At 29.1% G+C, this 19,303-nt stretch carries 21 protein-coding genes; 20 read left to right on the top strand and 1 reads right to left on the bottom strand.

The features are described 5' to 3' along the window. Positions 1 to 42: 42 nt before the first annotated feature. The 11 genes from B3Z56_RS12210 (at position 43) to B3Z56_RS12160 (ending at position 10,108) form a co-directional block, all read left to right on the top strand. The gene (locus tag B3Z56_RS12210) at positions 43 to 789 is read left to right on the top strand and encodes a GNAT family N-acetyltransferase (RefSeq protein ID WP_346876737.1); all 747 of its coding nucleotides are present in this window, start codon (positions 43 to 45) and stop codon (positions 787 to 789) included. 128 nt (positions 790 to 917) lie between these two features. Then, the gene (locus B3Z56_RS12205) at positions 918 to 1,772 is read left to right on the top strand and encodes a hypothetical protein (protein ID WP_346876736.1); all 855 of its coding nucleotides are present in this window, start codon (positions 918 to 920) and stop codon (positions 1,770 to 1,772) included. Positions 1,773 to 1,876: 104 nt separating this feature from the next. Then, positions 1,877 to 2,797: a phosphotransferase enzyme family protein gene (locus B3Z56_RS12200; RefSeq protein WP_346878859.1), complete on the top strand. Its 921-nt coding sequence runs from the start codon at positions 1,877 to 1,879 to the stop codon at positions 2,795 to 2,797. A 151-nt stretch (positions 2,798 to 2,948) separates the two neighbouring features. Beyond that, positions 2,949 to 3,791: a class I SAM-dependent methyltransferase gene (locus B3Z56_RS12195; RefSeq protein WP_346878858.1), complete on the top strand. Its 843-nt coding sequence runs from the start codon at positions 2,949 to 2,951 to the stop codon at positions 3,789 to 3,791. A 321-nt stretch (positions 3,792 to 4,112) separates the two neighbouring features. Next, on the top strand, positions 4,113 to 4,409 hold the full coding sequence (locus tag B3Z56_RS12190) for a pyridoxamine 5'-phosphate oxidase family protein (RefSeq protein ID WP_346876733.1): 297 nt from the start codon (positions 4,113 to 4,115) through the stop codon (positions 4,407 to 4,409). Between the two features lie 5 nt (positions 4,410 to 4,414). Then, entirely contained in the window at positions 4,415 to 4,864 is a 450-nt protein-coding gene (locus B3Z56_RS12185) for a GNAT family N-acetyltransferase (RefSeq protein WP_346878857.1), read from the top strand. 355 nt (positions 4,865 to 5,219) lie between these two features. Next, positions 5,220 to 6,260 (top strand): serine hydrolase, encoded by a 1,041-nt coding sequence (locus B3Z56_RS12180; protein ID WP_346878856.1) that lies wholly within the window; start codon positions 5,220 to 5,222, stop codon positions 6,258 to 6,260. 418 nt (positions 6,261 to 6,678) lie between these two features. Beyond that, positions 6,679 to 7,884, top strand: a complete 1,206-nt coding sequence (locus B3Z56_RS12175) for an SDR family NAD(P)-dependent oxidoreductase (RefSeq protein ID WP_346878855.1) — start codon at positions 6,679 to 6,681, stop codon at positions 7,882 to 7,884. Positions 7,885 to 8,001: 117 nt separating this feature from the next. Further along, positions 8,002 to 8,631, top strand: a complete 630-nt coding sequence (locus B3Z56_RS12170) for a hypothetical protein (RefSeq protein ID WP_346878854.1) — start codon at positions 8,002 to 8,004, stop codon at positions 8,629 to 8,631. Positions 8,632 to 8,673: 42 nt separating this feature from the next. Then, positions 8,674 to 9,225: an AAA family ATPase gene (locus B3Z56_RS12165; RefSeq protein WP_346878853.1), complete on the top strand. Its 552-nt coding sequence runs from the start codon at positions 8,674 to 8,676 to the stop codon at positions 9,223 to 9,225. 352 nt (positions 9,226 to 9,577) lie between these two features. Next, complete coding sequence (locus B3Z56_RS12160) at positions 9,578 to 10,108, top strand: dihydrofolate reductase family protein (protein ID WP_346876727.1); 531 nt, start codon at positions 9,578 to 9,580, stop codon at positions 10,106 to 10,108. A gap of 149 nt (positions 10,109 to 10,257) precedes the next feature. On the opposite strand, the gene B3Z56_RS12155 is transcribed toward B3Z56_RS12160, so the two are convergent. Then, positions 10,258 to 10,605, bottom strand: coding sequence for a four-helix bundle copper-binding protein (locus tag B3Z56_RS12155; RefSeq protein ID WP_346846876.1), 348 nt, complete (start codon positions 10,603 to 10,605; stop codon positions 10,258 to 10,260). Between the two features lie 241 nt (positions 10,606 to 10,846). Between B3Z56_RS12155 and B3Z56_RS12150 the strand changes: the two genes are divergently transcribed. The 9 genes from B3Z56_RS12150 to B3Z56_RS12110 all read left to right on the top strand — a co-directional run bounded on the left by B3Z56_RS12150 (position 10,847) and on the right by B3Z56_RS12110 (position 19,259). After that, the gene (locus B3Z56_RS12150) at positions 10,847 to 11,137 is read left to right on the top strand and encodes a cytochrome b5 domain-containing protein (RefSeq protein ID WP_346846877.1); all 291 of its coding nucleotides are present in this window, start codon (positions 10,847 to 10,849) and stop codon (positions 11,135 to 11,137) included. Positions 11,138 to 11,386: 249 nt separating this feature from the next. Then, entirely contained in the window at positions 11,387 to 11,956 is a 570-nt protein-coding gene (locus B3Z56_RS12145; RefSeq protein WP_346846878.1) for a hypothetical protein, read from the top strand. A gap of 98 nt (positions 11,957 to 12,054) precedes the next feature. Then, the gene (locus B3Z56_RS12140; RefSeq protein ID WP_346876726.1) at positions 12,055 to 12,834 is read left to right on the top strand and encodes a DUF5694 domain-containing protein; all 780 of its coding nucleotides are present in this window, start codon (positions 12,055 to 12,057) and stop codon (positions 12,832 to 12,834) included. Between the two features lie 93 nt (positions 12,835 to 12,927). After that, a complete protein-coding gene (locus B3Z56_RS12135) occupies positions 12,928 to 13,839 on the top strand; it encodes a metallophosphoesterase family protein (protein WP_346876725.1) in 912 nt (303 codons plus the stop codon). A gap of 316 nt (positions 13,840 to 14,155) precedes the next feature. Beyond that, on the top strand, positions 14,156 to 14,524 hold the full coding sequence (locus B3Z56_RS12130) for a metalloregulator ArsR/SmtB family transcription factor (RefSeq protein WP_346846881.1): 369 nt from the start codon (positions 14,156 to 14,158) through the stop codon (positions 14,522 to 14,524). A 107-nt stretch (positions 14,525 to 14,631) separates the two neighbouring features. Further along, a complete protein-coding gene (locus B3Z56_RS12125) occupies positions 14,632 to 17,034 on the top strand; it encodes a heavy metal translocating P-type ATPase (protein ID WP_346878970.1) in 2,403 nt (800 codons plus the stop codon). 531 nt (positions 17,035 to 17,565) lie between these two features. Then, on the top strand, positions 17,566 to 17,835 hold the full coding sequence (locus tag B3Z56_RS12120) for a CD3324 family protein (RefSeq protein WP_346876724.1): 270 nt from the start codon (positions 17,566 to 17,568) through the stop codon (positions 17,833 to 17,835). A 177-nt stretch (positions 17,836 to 18,012) separates the two neighbouring features. Then, positions 18,013 to 18,426 carry a RidA family protein gene (locus B3Z56_RS12115; RefSeq protein ID WP_346846883.1) on the top strand — a complete coding sequence of 138 codons (414 nt, stop codon included), beginning with the start codon at positions 18,013 to 18,015 and terminating at the stop codon, positions 18,424 to 18,426. A 380-nt stretch (positions 18,427 to 18,806) separates the two neighbouring features. After that, positions 18,807 to 19,259 carry a GNAT family N-acetyltransferase gene (locus B3Z56_RS12110; RefSeq protein WP_346878852.1) on the top strand — a complete coding sequence of 151 codons (453 nt, stop codon included), beginning with the start codon at positions 18,807 to 18,809 and terminating at the stop codon, positions 19,257 to 19,259. Positions 19,260 to 19,303 lie beyond the last annotated feature (44 nt).

The following is a 19,303-nucleotide window of genomic DNA, read 5'->3' as shown; positions in this document are numbered from 1 at the left end:
ATTAAATAATACATGGATAGATAAAACTTAGGAGATGGATAAATGAATAAGATGCAAATTAAAAAAATTGTGAAAGAAAATCTTGGAGAACACTTAAATTGTGAACAAGAAATCTTTGATCATAACGGATTAATTTTTCATAAACCAATTAAATTAAATGAATTTCAACAAAATCCATTTTTGGAAATTACGAGCATTGAAAAAACAATTATTGTATCAGCTTCAGATGAAATTATGGAAAATGTGAAGACTTTATTAGTTGGGAAATCAAGAGATGAGGTATTTGAATGCCCTTTAATATATGGTCAATCAATTTATTATATTCCTGATATGAAAGAAATGAAGTTATGTGATTTATTACCACAATACGAATATTTCTATTTAGAAGGAAATGAGATAAATAAATTAAGAGAAATTAAAGGATTTAATAATTCATTAGAGTTTGATGAATGTGGAAATGCATCTACTGCAATTGTATTTTTTGCTATGAAGGATGGAGAAATCATAGGACTTGCTGGTGCATCTAAGGAATACAATAATATGTGGGAAATGGGTATAGATGTAAAAGGTAATTATAGAACAGGTGGTTTGGCTACAGTACTTGTAAATCATTTAATGCATAAAATATTAAGCAAAAACATTTTACCCATATACTGTGCATCATCATCTAATATTGCCTCACAAGCAGTAGCTCATAGAGCTGGGTTGATACCTTACTGGATAAGCACATATAAGAATATACTTGATGGTAGTTCATCTTATAATGAATTAGTGAAACTATTATATTAATATTACAAGTGAAGTAACAAGCAATTTACACCTCAATTTTTTATGTGACATTTTAATAGGAAATTAGAGTTTAGATTAATAAATATATTTAAATAGGATTTCAAAATAATTAATAATGGGGGATAAAAATGATAAAAAACGTTTATACATCTGAGGAAGTAATTGATTTTATATGGGAATTAAGTCAGGACAATATACATGCAAGTTATCCAAGGATAAACTCAATAGAGGAGCTTAAAGGAGAACTTGAAAAGGCTCTAAATGAGAAGAATCGTAATATAATAGCCTATTATCAAAATGATGTACTATGGGGCGTATGCACTTATTTTTGGATACCTGATGAAAAATATGCACAAACACTACAGTTTTTAATAAGAGACGATTATCAACAAGTTGCAGAAGAAATGATTCATTACATAAGTAAGGAATTGTCTGGATATAAGCTATTTATAGGTGTACCATTTTCTAACGAAAATGCAAACCAATATTTTAAGAAAAAGAATATAGAATGTATCGAATCTAGTATTGTGGCAAACTTATATAATTTAAAAACTCATTGGAATCAAAGGCATGATAACGTAGATAAAATTACTAAAGATAATTTTGAAGAATATGCTATATTTCATGATAAACATGCTATTCCATTAGGTATTTATTACAATAGCACAAATTTGAAAAATGATATGGATTATTTTCAAGTACTTGTCTTTAGAAAAGACGAAGAGATTCATGGAAGCATTTTTACTAAGGGTAACAAAGACTTATCAGACGTTGTTGGTTTATTTATTGATAATGAATATAAAAATAAAGGTATTGAAAGTATTTTAATCAATGAAATGCTCATGGAATTATATAATGAATTTGGTTCCGTAAAAGAAATATTATATTTTGTTGATGAAGATAATAGTGACGAACTAAATTTTGTGTTGAATGCAGGTTTTGAAATTAAAGAAAGATATAGATGCTATAGATGTATACTTTAGTTTACTAAATTATTATTTAATAAAGATTAGCAATATTCATACAACATTAAGCAATTATAAAATAATTAACGTCCTTAAATACTGAATATTCAGGAGAAAAAATTATGATTGAAGAAGCAATAGAAAAATACAATTTTGTAAATCCCACATCAAGATTTGTGCGTCATAATGAAAATATGACATATTGTATTACTGATGATAATGGACAATTTGTTCTCAGGATACATAAACCATCAAAGGGTTTTTCAGTGGATTTTTTGCGTCTTGGAGTTGCACAGAATAAGTTTGTAGAAAGTGAAATGGAAGTACTTACTTATCTGGAAAACACTTCTCAATTAGGGACACAAAAAGTATTTAGAAACAAAAGTGGAGAACCTATTACCACTTTAAGGGATGGAAGTCTGGTTACTGCTTTGGAATGGGTAAAGGGTAAGACTTTAGAAAATGTGGAAATTACCAATGAATTAGCCTTGAGGCTAGGAAGGATGATTGGTAGTGTTCATAAATCTATGAGTAAGGTAAAGATAGAAAATAGATATATATATGGAGCAGAAATGATTGATAAATTATTGGAAGAGGCCAGGTATGCAATAGCAGCTAAGCATTATGATAAGGAGCATGGGGCAATTATTATAGATACTTTATTAAAAATTAAGATGAAGATGGATAAAGATAAAAATAGATTTTCTTTTGTTCATGCTGATCTTGGAAAATCAAATCTCCTTTTATGTAATGAAGCAATAGTTCCAATTGATTTCTCATTATCAGGATATTGCCTTCCAGAAATGGATTTAGCATCAATATTCAGTCATATCAATAATGACAAGTTAAATAAAGAAATTTTGAAGGGTTATGAATCCTATTGCAGTATAAAGGTTGATAAAAAAGCTATTCAAACATGTTTAAGCTTACAGGTACTATTATTTATCATCTGTCAACATGAAAAAATTTATAATCAGCCATGGATTGAGAAATCAATGGAACGTTGGTGTAATGACATATTTTTACCATATCTTAAAGATTAATAATTATACAAAAGGGTTTGTGGTAAAAGGAGAAAATACTGAAGAATTTCTGCAAGAAAAGCTTGAATATATTGGGTTAACATATAGTATGAGTTCATTATATTTAGTATTAAAAAATAATTGATTAACTTATTTGGTAGGAGAGAAATTTATGGAAGACAAAAGTATAGAAATAAAAAAAGATATAACTAATATATTTAATAAGGTATCAGCAGTTTTTGATGGTAGTGGTCCAAGATACTTTACATACTTTGGAGAGAGATTGGTTGAATTTGCAGATGTAAAGGAAGGCGAAAGAGTTTTAGATGTTGCATCAGGAAAAGGAGCTTCACTTTTTTCAGCAGCAGAGAAAGTTGGGAAGAGTGGAGTTGTTAAAGGTATTGATATAGCTGAAGGAATGGTTAATGAAATTGATTTAGAAATGCAACGCCGAGGTGTAAAAAATGTACATGCAATGGTAATGGATGCTGAAAAATTAGAATTTGCAAATGAAACTTTTCAGCATATACTCTGTGGATTTGGAGTATTCTTCTTACCAAATTATAAAGTTGCCTTTCATGAATTCATGAGAGTTCTAAAAAGTGGTGGTCGATTCTCATTAACTACATTTCTTAGAAAAAAAGATGAAAAATTTATGTGGCTAAATGAATTATTTGATAAATATTTACCTGTATTTGAAGATGAATTAGATGAGTATCAATCAGAGGATATCCCTGAATTTGATACAGAAGAAGGTTTATATAAAATTTTGAATCAAGCTGGATTTAAAAATATACGAGTTATAAGTGAAGAAAAAGTTTTTATATACAAAGATGAACAAGAATGGTGGGATAAACTTTGGACTCATGGCGCTATAAGCACACTAGAAAAGATACCAAAAGATATGCTTGAAGACTTTAAATCAGAAGTTTTTGAAAAACTTAGAGAAATGAAAGAAGCAGGAGGCATACCACATACAAAGTCTGTTTTATATGCCTTTGGTGAAAAATTATAAATTCTTAAAAAAATTTAGATACCGTATTATTCAGTAATATGTAAAAGCATAAAATTAGTTATATATTAGTTACGTTATAATTTATGAAAAAAGCGACATAACTAATTGAATTTAGAGTGATAATAATGTTCTTTGAAAACTAAATAATACGGTATTAAAGATAAAACTTAACATAAGCATATTGGGAATTAGTGCAATAAAACAGTTAGTATGATACACTTTTTTTATGAGTTAAGTCATAGTGGTATTATATGATGAATTAATGATTTATAAATAGTAATTTGTAGGGAAGATTATTTATATTTTGTGAGGTGAAAAGTAATGAGGAGTCTTGAATATACAGAGATGAGGGCTAAAATAATTGATCGATTGAAAGAACAAAAAAATGTTGTATTAGCAACCTGTGAAAATAGAAAAGTTACTGCTAGAACTGTTTACTGCACATCAAATGAATTGAAAATATATTTTATGACTTCGAAAGCCTATGCGAAATATAAACAAATTATTAAAAATACTTTAGTGGCAATGTGTTTTAATAATGTACAAATACAAGGAAGAGCAGTCATATTAGGACATCCATCAAGTGATGAAAATAAAGAAATTTTAGAGAGATGGTGAGTGAATTGGATATTAAGTTAGCGAGTCCAGAAGAAATCAAAATAGTAACCAATATTTCAAAGAGAGCTTTCGATACAGACGTAATGGTAGGTGCCGATGAGGTAGGAGGGCCACCCAATTATGATTCTGAAAAATGGCATAAAAAAATGATGTTAAGTTATAATTTATACACTATAAAGCAGGAGGATTATCTCATTGGGGGAGCCGTTTTATTTCAGGATAAAAGAAATAAGGAGATTATGTATGTGGGAAGAATATTCATAGATCCAAAAGAGTATAAAAAAGGTTTCGGATTAGAATCAATGAAATATATTGAAAATATGTTTCCCAAGATTACAACATGGCGCTTAGAAACTCCGATTTGGAATACAAGAACAAATTCATTTTATAAAAAGCTTGGGTATTTGGAAATGTACAGAGATAAGGAATCTGTTTATTATCAAAAAGAGGTATGAGTATAATGAGAAGTTCATCAAATTCCAATTTGTAGGGTTGATATAACATATTTTTTATTCAGTTATGTCGTACCTTTCTTAAATGGACAAACTAATATACAATTAAATAATTTATTCACAATACCGTACTATTCAAAATGAATATGCGGTATTTTTTATTTCGCAATTCAAAGACCTTCAGTACTAATAAAATTAAAAATCCTTATTTGTAAACTGGATGATATATTATTAGGAAATATTTATATTAACATAAATTGTTTTTCATAGTATAAATTTAATGGTAAAATTTATATATGGATAGGTGAGGTTGAACTGTAAAATACTATAAATATAATTGTAAAATTTGAAGTGGAGTGTGAAAATATTGGATGCTCATATTATTAAATCACAAATATTAAACAAGAACCCTGATTTTTCTGGAGTTATATTCCTCTCGATTAGTGGAAAAAAAATTATACAAGAAGCTATTGGGGAAGCTAATATAAGTGAACATATTAAAAATCATATAAATACGAGATTTCCAACAGCATCTGGATGTAAGATTTTTACTGCTATTGCCATATTAAAATTAATTGAAATGGGAAAACTGTCATTAGATGATTCGGTTACAGATTGTTTGCCGAACTTTTTCCCATATATGGATAATTCGGTGATAATTCGCCATCTACTTACCCATACATCGGGATTTAGCGACTATTTTGATGAAGAAGAAAATGAATCTGATGTTTACTATGCTAAGGTATGGGAGAATATTCCGATGTATGTCATGAAATCACCAAGTGATTTTTTGAGATTGCTTAAAAATAAAAAAATGGAGTTTGAACCTGGTTCTCGCTTCAAATATAGTAACGGTGGATTTGTAATACTTTCTATGATTATAGAAAAAGTTTCAGGAGTGGATTTTCCACTTTTTATCCAGAAATACATTTTTGACAAATGCGGAATGAGTAATAGCGGTTATTTTTCGATGGACAATCTTCCATGTGATACTGCAATTGGTTATACAGATAATGGAAAGGGAGGCTTAAAGTCTAATATTTATTCTGTGCCTATCATTGGCGGTGGAGATGGAGGGGCATATACTACTGCAAGTGATATGTATTTATTCTGGGATGCTTTGATAAATGGAAAACTGCTATCGGTTCAGAATGTACAATCTATGTGTACTCCACAAATAAAAGCTGGAGAAAATGGTAGTGCCTATGGATATGGTGTATGGTTAGATACATGTAATAACATGGTTATGAAAATTCATGTTATGGGTGGTGACCCTGGAGTCTCTTTCAGAAGCGCTTATTATCCACATAACAAAAGTGTGTGTACTGTTTTATGCAATCGTGATGCAGGTAGTTATATGGCATTTAAAGTGTTTGAAGATATAACGATAGGGGTTTAAATCCTATATGTAAACAAAGGTGAAAATTATTTATATTTTATGAGGGGAAGTTAATGTGTATTATATTTAGTGTGACTACGGTGAGTGATGTTGAATTTATACGTTCTTTATTTACAAATGAGGAGTATGAACCATACTTTGCTGAAAACAATACGTCTGAAAACGAATGGAAAGAATGATTCGAACTTTTATCACGTAAGGAAAACTATATAATCTTGGATATCTAAACGGGCAATAATGTCGGCTGGATTATGTATCAAATCCATGAGAATGAATGCTATTTGGATTTGATTGTATTAAAATATGGACTCATTGGTAAACATAATATGAAGTCGAGTTAAGTTTCTTTCTTATTATAAAGATAAGTATTTAAAACCAAAAATGAAATTGGCTAACAATTATAAAGAAGGAGATTATGATGCTTATAGAAAAAAATATATCCTTTAAAAATAAATTGGAAGGTAAAGTTATACTTTTAACTGGTGCAGGGAGTGGTATAGGTTTTGAAACTGCAAAAGCACTAGTTTATATGGGCGCGAAGGTTATTGTGGCTGAAATAGATAAACGAAAAATATTATGTGCACAAAGCACTTTAGATAGTATATTTGGTAAAAACTCTGTAGAATTTTATGAAATTGATTTATCCTATGAAAATCAGATATATGCTCTAGTTTCTCATGTGAAAGATAAATATGGTGGCATAGATGTTTTATTTAATAATGCGACCATAGCTACTATGGGAACAGTAGAAGAAGTTTCTATTGATGTATGGGATAAGAGTTATGCCGTTAATTTCAAAGCCCCATTACTATTAACACAATTAGTTTTGCCACTCATGAAACAAAAGCGTTCTGGGACAATTGTTTTTGTTTCATCTTCTGGTGCAGCACCCTTTATGGGCGCATATGAAGTCTTTAAAACAGCACAGGTGGAATTGTCTAATACACTATATGGAGAATTGGAAAGTACAAATATAAAAGTATATACTATCGGTCCAGGACTCATTAAAACAGAAACCGCAATGAAGGGAATAGAGCTTGTGTCATCTCATATGGGAATAACAACAGAAGAATTTTATGAAATGAATAAAGATCACATAATTGGAGTTGAGGAAGCTGGCACTGGATTTGCTATATCAGTTTTAATGGCTGATAGGTATAACGGTCAAGAAATTGGTGCTATACAGGTTTTGTCTGATTCTGGCTTACTACTAAAATTAGATAGTAGTGAAAACACTAAAAGTAATGATTATCAAAACATTATTCCAACTGTTCTGAATGTGGTAAAAGTTTATAAAGAACAATATTATGGTTGGATGAAAAGAAATGTTTTTGAACGTCAATGTGTATTGCGTGATTTTAAGAAAACAGTAGGATATTCTGCTGACCAGTTTCTTGAAATTATGCAACACATTCAATACGTAGTTAATAATGAAAAGATTCAAGAGATAAGCAGCTATTCATCTAATTTTCAAAAATTGATGGAATATTATAAGCGACAATATACACTACTACAAGGATATGAAAAAAATCCTGAAAAACTCAAGGAATATTCTATAACACTTTTGCATTATATTGAGGATTTAAAAACTATTTGTGATATTTTACTTAATAATGAAAGATGAATATAAATTTATAATCAGCCATGGATTGAGAAATCAATGAAATGTTGGTGTAATGATATATTTTTACCATATCTTAAAAATTAATAATATAACAAAGAAAGTTTTTAGGGGGTTAATATGAAAACAAATAAAGCAAAATTTCTTATAATATTACTATCTCTTATTTTAATAACATTTACAGGTTGTACAAATAAAGATATGACTAAGAAACCTGTAATTTATTTGTATCCAACTTCAGAGCAATCAGTTAGCGTTAAACTAGATTATAATGGAGAGCTTACTTGTACTTATCCAGAGTACAAAGATGGTTGGAATGTAATAGCAGAACCTGATGGTACATTAACTAATATTGGAGATAAGAGGAAGTATTCTTATTTATATTGGGAAGGGATTTCAAAAAATCAATGGGATATGTCAAAAGGGTTTGTAGTAAAAGGAGAAGATACTGAAGAATTTCTGCAAGAAAAGCTTGAATACATGGGGTTAACTCCAAGGGAATATAACGAATTTATAGTGTATTGGCTACCAATTATGCAAGAGAATAAATACAACCTGATTACTTTTGCAGGGGAAGATTATGAAAATATAGCAGAGCTTAATATAACTCCAAAGCCAGATTCGATATTAAGGGTAATGATGCTCTTTAAATCATTAGATAAACCTATAGAAATAGAAGAACAAGAATTTAAATCTTTTGAAAGAAAGGGATTTACCGTTATTGAATGGGGTGGAACAGAAGTGAAATAGGATAAAAAAAGATTATTTATATTTGATAAAAGAGGTGATATTTTGAAATTAGTACTTATAATCGGAGACAGTGCTGTTGGAAAAATGACAGTAGGACAAGAACTAGCTAAAATTACGGATTTACGTTTATTCCATAATCATATGATGATTGAACCTGTACTGGAGATATTCGGATATTTTAATGGAAAAGCTATCTCTGGCATGAGAGAAGTTATTTTTGAAGAGTTTGCAAAATCTGAACACTATGGATTAATTTTCACATATATGTGGGCATTTAATCAGCAATCTGATTGGGATTATGTTGAATATGTTTGTGATATTTTCAGAAAACATAATGCAGATATATGTTATGTGGAGCTTGTTGCTCCTCAAGCAATCAGATTAGAAAGAAATGCTACTGAAAATCGTCTGAAAAATAAAATCTCAAAACGAGATATAGAACTGTCAAATCAAAGGCTTATAAATGATGATAACAAGTATCGGTGTGTAAGTAATGATGGTGAGATTCCTTATGATAACTATATAAAAATTGACAATACCAATCTTTCGGCGGAAATTGTTGCACAGATAATAAAAGAGCAATTTGAGCTGTAATATCTGATTAGAATAACTATAAACTTTAATTCGTATTCTTCTGATATTGCTTATAAGTCATGTGACATATTAAAATGAAAAAAATATATTCTTGCCTAGTTTTAAATATAAATATCGATATAGAAAACTATTTAAATATAAAAATATGAACCTATTTAACTATGTATATATTTAACTATTAAACTATTTGTTGTGTTCATGCGGGTTTCAGGGGTTATCTATTTTGGAAAGTGATATGAAATTGTTTATAAATAAGTTAGTAGGTTGATTTTTCAAATGAATAATTGTAGAATATTGTTCACTAATTGTGTTTTAAAATTAGATTAAATTTTATAAATATGGAGGTTTATAGATGTACAACAATAGAAAATTAGTTCTATATATTGCAACAAGTTTAGATGGTTACATAGCTACAGAAGATGATTCCTTGGAATGGTTGTTTAAAACTGAAGGCGAAGGAGATAATGGATATTCTGAATTCTACAATACAGTTGATACTATTCTAATTGGTAGAAGAACTTATGACTGGATTATTGAAAAAGAAAAAGGTAAATTTCCTTATAAGAATAAAAAGTGTTATGTATTTTCTAAATCAGAAAAAGGTAAGAATGAGAATGTAGAATTTATTAATCAAGATGTAGTGGAATTTACAAATAAAATCAAAAGACTGGATGGAGGAAACATATGGCTTGTTGGCGGTGGTGTTCTTCTAAATTCTTTTATTAAAGAAAGGCTAGTTGACGAATTTATTATTACTATATCACCTACACTAATAGGTCATGGAATACCTTTATTTAAAAGAAATGATTTTGAGTTAGAACTAAAGTTAAAGGGGATAAGGAGATTCAATCAATTTGTTGAACTTCATTACAAGATGAAATAAAACAATTGATATCTAGTTCACAATTTTCTTAAATGATGTACTATTTGTAAGATGGAGTTGAGAAGTGTAATAGACTTTTACCCTAAAGGTAATTTAAAATAGTACAAAAGCCAGTAGTATAACACTATTGGCTTCTATATTATGGGTTATTACATACTAGCCATGTTTCTACATTCAGTAGCACATTTTTTACATTCTTGAGCACATTTTTGACAATGGTCATCTTTAAACATTTCACATTCTTGAGCACATTTATCACAAACAGTAGCACAAAGTTGACAGTGTTCTTTTGTAAATTGGCCATTCATAGACATCATTGCTGATGACATTTGGCACATACATGCACATTCAGTAAGAATGCTTATACATTTCTTTCTTGCTGCAACATCTGGCTCATTTAAACATGCTGTAAAGCACTCATGACATGCCTGTGCACATTTGTTACATTCATCAATACATGGTTGAAATTTGTCTGTTGAATTAGTTACTATTCCCATTATATAGTCCTCCTTAAAATAGTTTTATGATACAAAAATTATTATTCGTAATAAGCTAATTATTATTCAAATATTGTTTGTAGAAATGATTTCCATAAGTAAATATCTACGGTTATTTCATTAGATAAATAAGCAATAAAAGTATATAAGGGGATTAGTTTCAAGTTTATAACATTAATTAATTGAACAACTTTCTATTATAATCATATGATATATATATATAAATATTTTAGAGGTATATATGGCACTTTATTTTGATTTAAAAACTATTGAAGAACTTATAGGACATAATTACTCTAGACAACAGAAAGAATTTACATTAGATGAATTAGCACAGTTTGATGGAAGTAATGGGAAACCTGTTTATGTGGCAATTGAAGGTATAGTATATGATGTGAGTAAGGTAGCAGAGTGGGCAGGTGGAAAACACTTTGGTAATACTGCAGGTCAAGATTTAACCAGTGAATTTAAGGCTTGTCATGTAATGACTAAACTTGATAAATTACCTAAAGTTGGGATACTTAAAGAATAAATTATTTAATGGCTTTGATTAAAAATCAAGGTCATTTTTGCTTTAATATACAATTTATACTAATTATGTTATAATGAATGGAGTTCTTTGTTCCACTTTGAAGGAGATGGAGTATTAAAAATTAATAGTCATGGGATAAATTGGCTACCTTTATGCTATATGTAATGAATTGTAAGTTTTAGGAACTAAAATTTAGCAAATGACATTTTAAGAATTCAGGACTATTTATTTTTAAAGAGGTGATTTTAAATGAGAAAAAAATATTTAATTGTCATGATAATTACGTTTATTCTTTGTATTACTGGTTGTAGTAATTCAAGTTCAAAAATTGATAATTATCTCAACACTGGGAAAACAATCGATTCAAATTCGAAAGATATTATGCCAGAGCTAGAGGACTTGCCTAAATATGAGGATATCAAATATAGATATACACATAAGTCCCTATTGATTTTTGAATCTGACTCTGTTGCATTAATTGTAAAATATGATGATAATACCTTTGAGAGTGAAAAGAAAAAAATAGATGAGCAATATACTTTTTTAGATGAAAAAATTAAGTCTAGTTTTGATGAAAGTAAATATTATATTCCAGAATATGAGTTTTCTTTGAAAAGCTATGATTTTAGAGTTGTAGACGAAAATGATACTTCAAATACAGAATTTCCTAAATCCTTTGGAATGATTGGAGTATCTGAAGATAAAAAAAGTATAGCTTATTTATATTTTTATGATTCGGATTTAGACTACATAGGAGATGAAGATGAAAAAAATCCTATGGCTAACTTCATTAGGGAATATTTTAAATATAAATTTTAGAAACACATTTAAAGTATAGTAATTGTAAATATATAATTGCAAGGAATTTCACCTGGTGATTATCACATAACTCTATATTGAGGTATGAAGGAGGATATATGAACAAAGCAAAAATTATGATTTTAGGTACATTTCATTTTAAAACTGAAGAGAGTACTAGCATTATTAAAATTCAAGATGACAAGCGCCAGAATGAATTAAAAGAAATTATAAAGAAAATATCTAAATTTAATCCAAATAAATTATGTGTTGAACTAAGACCTAGTGAAGAGGGGCAATATAATAAACTCTTTCAAGAATTTTTATATAAGTCTAATTTGGATTTAAGTAAGCAATTAGCTGAAATCGGTATAAGAGGAGCAGATTATAGCATTAATGATGCCGTAGATGAACGTATTAAATTTGCTTTTGATATAGCGAAATATAATAAATTAAATTATATATATGGTATTGATTATTATGATGGTTGGACTCAACCTCTTGTATTTAAGAAAGCTAAAGAAAATCATGCTTTATACAAAAATCTTAATGAGTCATTTATGAAATTTGCAAATAAGTACTATGGATTATTTACAGAAGAAACAACCATTGAAGATATATATAAATCTTTTAATAGTAAAGAGTTTAATGAGTTCCAACATGTAACCTCCTTCCTACCTTTTAATGATATTGAAATAGGAGATGATTCTATAGGGATTGACTTCGTTGCTTCATGGTATAAAAGAAATCTTCACATTTTTTCTAACTTAAAGCATATTTGTAATGATGACGATCGTGTATTAGTTTTATATGGGGCGGGTCATTTAAAGCTCTTAAGAGATTTTATAAATGATTCTCTCGATTTAGAGTATACAGAAGTTTTACCATATTTAATATAAAACATAATTCCTTTATTTTAATGAATAAAATAAGGTTAAATTTCTTAATTTATATTTAGAAATTTTATATTAACTATGAGAAGAGGTATATTGATGGATAGCGTTAAATTTGCAGTATTTACTGATTTACATTATGATCATATCCATGATGGTTATGAAAGGCTTGAAAACTTCATTACCAATGTAAAAAATCTAGATATAGATTTTGTTATCCAACTTGGGGATTTTTGTGTGCCTAAAGAAGAAAATCGATTTTTACTTGATATCCTTGATAGTATAGGGAAGCCTTATTATCATACCATTGGTAATCATGATTCTGATTCATTCCCAAGAGAAGAAGTTATGAAGTTTTTAAAAATGGACAATAGTTATTATTCATTTAAAATGGACAAGATTAAGTTCATTGTATTAGATACATGTTTTATAAAAACTGATAATGGATATATACCATATTGTAAGAGAAACTATGATAAAACACAGGACATATATCCAATTCTTCCAGATTATGAATTTAATTGGCTGGAGGAGCAGTTCAATGATGATAGTGAGTATTATATTATTTTTTCACACCATAGTTTTGAAAATGAATTTGCTAAAAGAGGAGTATATAACAAGGGTGAAGTTAGAGATTTGATAAACAGAATAAATGATACAGGAAAAAAGGTACTTTTATGCGTAAATGGTCATGACCATGGAGATTCTCTTGAAAAAATAGGACAAACATATTACTTTGGTCTTAATGCTATGTCATATATATGGGTTGGGCCTGAATATGAGCATTTCCCTTACTCAAAGGAAATACATGAAGATTACCCCTTTTTAAAAGACTTAGTATTATATAATGAGGGGCTATATGCCATTGTTACCATTAACAACGATGGTGGCATACATATACAAGGCATCAATGGAAGCTACCAAAATGTCACCCCAAAAGACTTGGGCATTGGCGATAGGTGGAATGGTCGCTCTATACTACCAAGGGTATCTTCTTTAAAGGATATATAGTATTTTTATGATTTGCTAAACTACCGTATTATTCAGAATTGAATTTTACGGTAGTTTTTTATTTCTCAATTTAGATATATTATTAAATTTGCAGATAATGCAAATCAATTAGTAAATATGATCTTTATAAATTGAATAATGCTGTATTAGAAATCTTTCATATAACATAAATATACAGCCTCTTTTATTTTAATAAATATTTAAAAATATTTTTAAAATTATAATAAAAATATTTGACAAATATGAAGAAGATACATATACTGAATATATAAACATATGAACATGTGTGCATACATTCTAATGAGGTGATATATAAATGAATAACGAAAATGAAATAATTAGTACCTGTAATTGTAATACTATCCATGAAGATGTGATTAAGAGAGTAAAGGAAACTATTCCAGATGAAGAAGATTTATATGAATTAGCAGATTTATTTAAGGTTTTTGGAGATAGTACAAGAATAAAAATAATTTGTGCATTATTCCAAGCAGAAATGTGTGTTTGTGATATTGCGGCACTACTTGGAATGAATCAATCAGCAATATCCCATCAGTTGAGAGTTCTTAAACAAACTAGGTTGGTTAAGAATAGAAAAGAAGGTAAGGTTGTATACTATTCCTTAGATGATGATCATGTTAAGGGGATATTTGATCAAGGATTAGAACATTTATATGAGAAATAAAGAATTTAGGGGGCATGGGAATGAGTAATAAAGTTTTAAAACCTAACGTTAAAGAAGATAAATCATTACAAATAAAATCTCAATCAAATAATAAATCAAATACTATTATGGAATTGAGAACAACGACAAAGAAAAACCCTGGAAAAGTAAGAAAGCAATTCATTTTGGAAGGGTTAGACTGCGCACATTGTGCATCAAAAATAGAGACAAAACTAAATAGTATTGATGGAATTGCCAATGCATCAGTAAATTTTGTCACTAAAACTTTAACTATGGAGTTAGAAGAAATAAGTAAAGTTAATGAGTTAATTGCTTCATCTATAGAGTCAATAAACAAAATAGAATCACATGTAAAAGTTAAAGAAAAGTCTGTAGGAAAGTCAAACAAATTAGTGATAATTCTTGAGGGGTTATGCTGTGCAAATTGCGCATCAAAAATTGAAAAAGAATCTCAAAATATTACTAATGTTAGTAGTGCTGTAGTTGATTTTGTAGCTCAAAAACTTATTCTAGAAGTGGAAAACAATAGCGATAAAGATAATATTATTGAATCAGTTAAACAAATTGTTAAAAGGATTGAACCTGATGTAAAAGTATATGCTGAAGAAGGAAATCAGAACAGAAAGCAAAGATCCCATGATCATAATCATGAGCATGAGCATGAAAATAGCAAAAAGGAATTTGTAAGACTTGGAGTTGGCGCAGCAATTTTTGCCATTGCTACAGCTTTTAAATTTAATTTTTATGTTGAGTTATCATTGTTTTTAGTTAGTTATCTCCTTGTTGGTGGAGAAGTTGTGTTAAGAGCATTGAAAAATATTAGAGGAGGTCAAATTTTTGATGAAAACTTCCTTATGAGTATAGCTACTATAGGAGCTTTTGCTATTGGTGAGTTCCCAGAAGGTGTGGCAGTTATGCTATTCTATCAATTAGGTGAAATATTCCAAGGTATGGCTGTAAATCGCTCAAGAAAATCCATAGCAGAATTAATGGATATAAGGCCGGATTTTGCGAACTTAAAAATTGGTAGTGATATTAAAAAGGTATCACCAGAAGAGGTTAATATAGGTGATATTATAGTTGTAAGACCTGGGGAAAAGGTTCCTCTAGATGGTAAAGTAATTGAAGGAATTTCTATGGTAGATACTTCTGCACTTACTGGTGAATCAGTTCCTAGAGAGGTAGAAATAGGAGATAATGTACTAGGCGGAGTTATTAATAAAAATGGACTATTAACTATAGAAGTAGAAAAAGAATTTGGAGATTCTACTATTGCTAAGATACTTGATTTAGTTCAAAATGCAAGTAGTAAAAAAGCTCCCACAGAAAACTTTATAACAAAATTTGCAAGATATTATACACCTGCTGTGGTTTTCTCAGCATTAGCATTAGCTGTATTACCACCACTATTTATAAGTGGAGCTACCTTCTCAGAGTGGATATATAGAGCATTAGCCTTTTTAGTAGTATCTTGCCCATGTGCTTTAGTTGTATCTATTCCTCTTGGTTTCTTTGGTGGTATAGGTGGAGCTTCAAAAAATGGAATACTTGTTAAAGGTGGAAACTACCTTGAGGCATTAAATAATGTAGAAGTTGTAGTATTTGATAAAACTGGAACATTAACTAAGGGTGTATTTAAGGTGACAGAAATACAACCTCAAGGCAATGTATCAAGGGACGAACTTATCACTTATGCAGCCTTTGCTGAGAGCTTTTCTAATCATCCAATAGCAACTTCTATTGTTAAAGCATATAGTAAGGAAATAGATAATGAATCAATTGAAAATTATGAAGAGATTTCAGGACATGGTATAAAAGCTACTGTTTTAGGTAAAGAAGTTTTAGCAGGTAATTACAAGTTAATGAGTAAAGAAAATATATCCTATGCACAAGTTGAAACAATAGGTACTGTAGTGCATGTTGCTGTTAATAAAGAGTATGCAGGATATATAGTTATCTCAGATGAAGTGAAAGAAGATTCAGCTAAGGCAATTAAAGCTTTAAAAGAAATTGGTGTTAGAAAAACTGTTATGCTTACAGGAGATAATAAAGTTGTTGGAACTAAAGTTGCCAAGCAATTAGGGTTAGATGAAGTATATTCAGAGTTATTACCAGATCAAAAGGTTGAAAAAGTAGAAGCATTAGATAAAGAAAAATCCTCTAAAGGCAAGTTAATATTTGTTGGTGATGGAATAAATGATGCTCCAGTTTTAGCAAGAGCAGATATTGGGATAGCTATGGGTGGTGTCGGTTCAGATGCAGCAATAGAAGCTGCTGACGTTGTAATAATGACTGATGAACCTTCAAAGATTGCATCTGCAATAAAAATAGCTAAGAAAACAAGAGCAATAGTTATGCAAAATATTGTCTTTGCTTTAGGTATTAAAGCAATAATATTAGTACTTGTAGCTCTTGGATTAGGAACTATGTGGGAGGCTGTATTTGGTGATGTAGGTGTAACACTAATTGCAGTATTAAACTCTATGAGAGCAATGAAAACAGCGCAATAAATTAATTCTTAGATCTCAATATTCTTAAATAGCGTAACAAATATTTAATTAAATAACGTATGTAAAATACCGTATTATTCAATATGAATATGCGGTATTTTTGTTTTGTAATTCAAATATATTATGCAATTTGTAGAAAATGCGAACTAGACAATAAATTATGTTCTTTGAGAATTGAATAATACAGTGTTAAGAAGTAAGATATTTGATTTTTGTTACAAAAATAACCATATAAGGCAGCGTAAATATGATATAATAATATAATTACCATTAATTAAGTTAAATTAGTAAAAAATTGCGTATCGTCTTAATAAATAATATAATTGACTTAATATAAATAGGGAGTGTGATATCATGAATATTAACCTCATGGATAGAAAAATGCTTAAAATACTCTGTGCAAAGTCTGTAAGTATGAGTTTGGGCGACAATTTGCACAGAGATAGATTTTAGTCGCTTTTCATAAATAAATTCATACATATACAGGCTTTGTTTCCTTAATTAAATAATAAATTTAAGGAAGTGAGCTTTATGAAATATGTAAGAATTGATAGAATATTACCAGATGATTTAGTTAAAGAAATTCAAAAGTATATTCAAGGTGAATATATATATGTGCCTTCCCCTCCTGAAAAGAGAAAAAGATGGGGTGAAAAATCTAAAAGCCGAGATTATATAAAAGCTAGAAATGCAAAGATATTAAACCAATATATAGGTGGGCAATCAATTAGCAATCTTGCTGAAGAATTCTTCCTTTCACATAGTAGTATTAAGAAAATTGTATATAAAAAAGATAACTAGTAAAAAGCTACCACTCTTGTAATGGGTGGTAGCTTTTGTATAAAAGATGATATAGAAACGATTATTATCTTTCATAAAAAATATAGAAGCTTTAAAATGATATTGAACATAAAATTCATTTTAAAAATGAATTTTTAATTATTCTCGTATATATTAGAACAAAAGGAGAGAGTCAAAATGAATAAAAAAATATCATTAATTCATTCTACAAATTTAGCTCCAGTAGATTATGCTTATGCTGGACGTATACCTTCAGGAATGGACTTATTATTTTTGGCGGGTGCATGTCCCATTAATAGAGATGGAGAAGTACCTAATTTGAGTGATTATGAGCTTCAGGCAAAACTTTGTGTAGAGAATTTGAAGGAAGCACTGAAGGACTGTGGGGCCACTTTGGAAGACGTTGTATATACCAGAGTTCTTGTAGCATCTCAAAATCAGTCAGATTTGGTAACTGCATGGGAAAAAATAATAAAAGAGTTTGGTGATCATGATGTTCCAAGCACCTTATTTGGAGTTACAGTATTAGGATATACAAATCAATTGGTAGAAATTGAAGCAGTAGCAGCAGTAGAAAATAATTCAAAATGATTGAAGTGATAGAGGTGAACTAATTTACACCATTCTTATTTAACGTAACAACTGAAAAGACGAGCGATTCATTAAAACACTGTATTATTCAAATTTGAATTTTACAGTGTTTTTTACGTCGCATTTGAAATAAATAATATGATAACCAAGAGACATACCAACCGTGCGTTCTTATATAATTGTTCTTTTACAATATATTAATATATGTTGTAAAATATATTACAATATAGGATATAAAATCAAATATAAGTATCTATTGTACAAAAATATGAACTTATTTTATAGTGATTGGAGTTAAAAATGGAAATTTTGATGATTGGAACATTAATAATCTTATAATACATAAGGCTAAAATTGATTAAAATAAAGGAGGAATATAGATGTTTGAGTTCAAAGATTTTGATTACTTAACTGATGGCGAGATTGATTTAAAAATTGTTGAAAAAACTCCAGCTAATAAGGAAAAAGGTTATGTACCTGCATATAAATATAGAATTACGCTACATGATTCAGATGATAGTATAGGTGCTATTGATATACGAATTGGGTATAATGAAAATTTATATTATGGTGGTCATATTGGTTATAGAGTTGAAGAAAACTATAGGGGAAATAATTATGCTTCAAAGGCTTGTAAAATTATCAAAGATGTAGCCATTGCACATGGAATGAATAGACTTATAATAACTTGCAATCCAGAGAACTACCCATCTCGAAAAACTTGCGAAAAAGCAGGACTTAAACTTAAAGAGATAGTAGATTTGCCACCATATAATGAACTGTATCTAGAGGGAGAACGACAAGAGTGCATATATGAATGGATTTTAAAATAGTTATTTATTATGCTTTTATACAGAAACGGTAATTATATTTGATT

Source organism: Clostridium sp. UBA7791 (genome assembly GCF_002480755.1).
Taxonomy (GTDB): domain Bacteria; phylum Bacillota; class Clostridia; order Clostridiales; family Clostridiaceae; genus Clostridium_J; species Clostridium_J sulfidigenes.
This window is presented reverse-complemented; position numbering and strand designations above follow the sequence as displayed.

Bases quoted from the DNA above. Each gene is read 5' to 3' on its own strand.
- B3Z56_RS12210 (WP_346876737.1), top strand. From the start codon at position 43: ATGAATAAGATGCAAATTAAAAAAATTGTGAAAGAAAATCTTGGAGAA.
- B3Z56_RS12120 (WP_346876724.1), top strand. From the start codon at position 17,566: ATGAAATATGTAAGAATTGATAGAATATTACCAGATGATTTAGTTAAA.
- B3Z56_RS12150 (WP_346846877.1), top strand. From the start codon at position 10,847: ATGGCACTTTATTTTGATTTAAAAACTATTGAAGAACTTATAGGACAT.
- B3Z56_RS12130 (WP_346846881.1), top strand. From the start codon at position 14,156: ATGAATAACGAAAATGAAATAATTAGTACCTGTAATTGTAATACTATC.
- B3Z56_RS12195 (WP_346878858.1), top strand. From the start codon at position 2,949: ATGGAAGACAAAAGTATAGAAATAAAAAAAGATATAACTAATATATTT.
- B3Z56_RS12125 (WP_346878970.1), top strand. From the start codon at position 14,632: ATGGAATTGAGAACAACGACAAAGAAAAACCCTGGAAAAGTAAGAAAG.
- B3Z56_RS12170 (WP_346878854.1), top strand. From the start codon at position 8,002: ATGAAAACAAATAAAGCAAAATTTCTTATAATATTACTATCTCTTATT.
- B3Z56_RS12200 (WP_346878859.1), top strand. From the start codon at position 1,877: ATGATTGAAGAAGCAATAGAAAAATACAATTTTGTAAATCCCACATCA.
- B3Z56_RS12190 (WP_346876733.1), top strand. From the start codon at position 4,113: ATGAGGAGTCTTGAATATACAGAGATGAGGGCTAAAATAATTGATCGA.
- B3Z56_RS12145 (WP_346846878.1), top strand. From the start codon at position 11,387: ATGAGAAAAAAATATTTAATTGTCATGATAATTACGTTTATTCTTTGT.
- B3Z56_RS12140 (WP_346876726.1), top strand. From the start codon at position 12,055: ATGAACAAAGCAAAAATTATGATTTTAGGTACATTTCATTTTAAAACT.
- B3Z56_RS12205 (WP_346876736.1), top strand. From the start codon at position 918: ATGATAAAAAACGTTTATACATCTGAGGAAGTAATTGATTTTATATGG.
- B3Z56_RS12135 (WP_346876725.1), top strand. From the start codon at position 12,928: ATGGATAGCGTTAAATTTGCAGTATTTACTGATTTACATTATGATCAT.
- B3Z56_RS12110 (WP_346878852.1), top strand. From the start codon at position 18,807: ATGTTTGAGTTCAAAGATTTTGATTACTTAACTGATGGCGAGATTGAT.
- B3Z56_RS12160 (WP_346876727.1), top strand. From the start codon at position 9,578: ATGTACAACAATAGAAAATTAGTTCTATATATTGCAACAAGTTTAGAT.
- B3Z56_RS12115 (WP_346846883.1), top strand. From the start codon at position 18,013: ATGAATAAAAAAATATCATTAATTCATTCTACAAATTTAGCTCCAGTA.
- B3Z56_RS12175 (WP_346878855.1), top strand. From the start codon at position 6,679: ATGCTTATAGAAAAAAATATATCCTTTAAAAATAAATTGGAAGGTAAA.
- B3Z56_RS12155 (WP_346846876.1), bottom strand. From the start codon at position 10,605: ATGGGAATAGTAACTAATTCAACAGACAAATTTCAACCATGTATTGAT.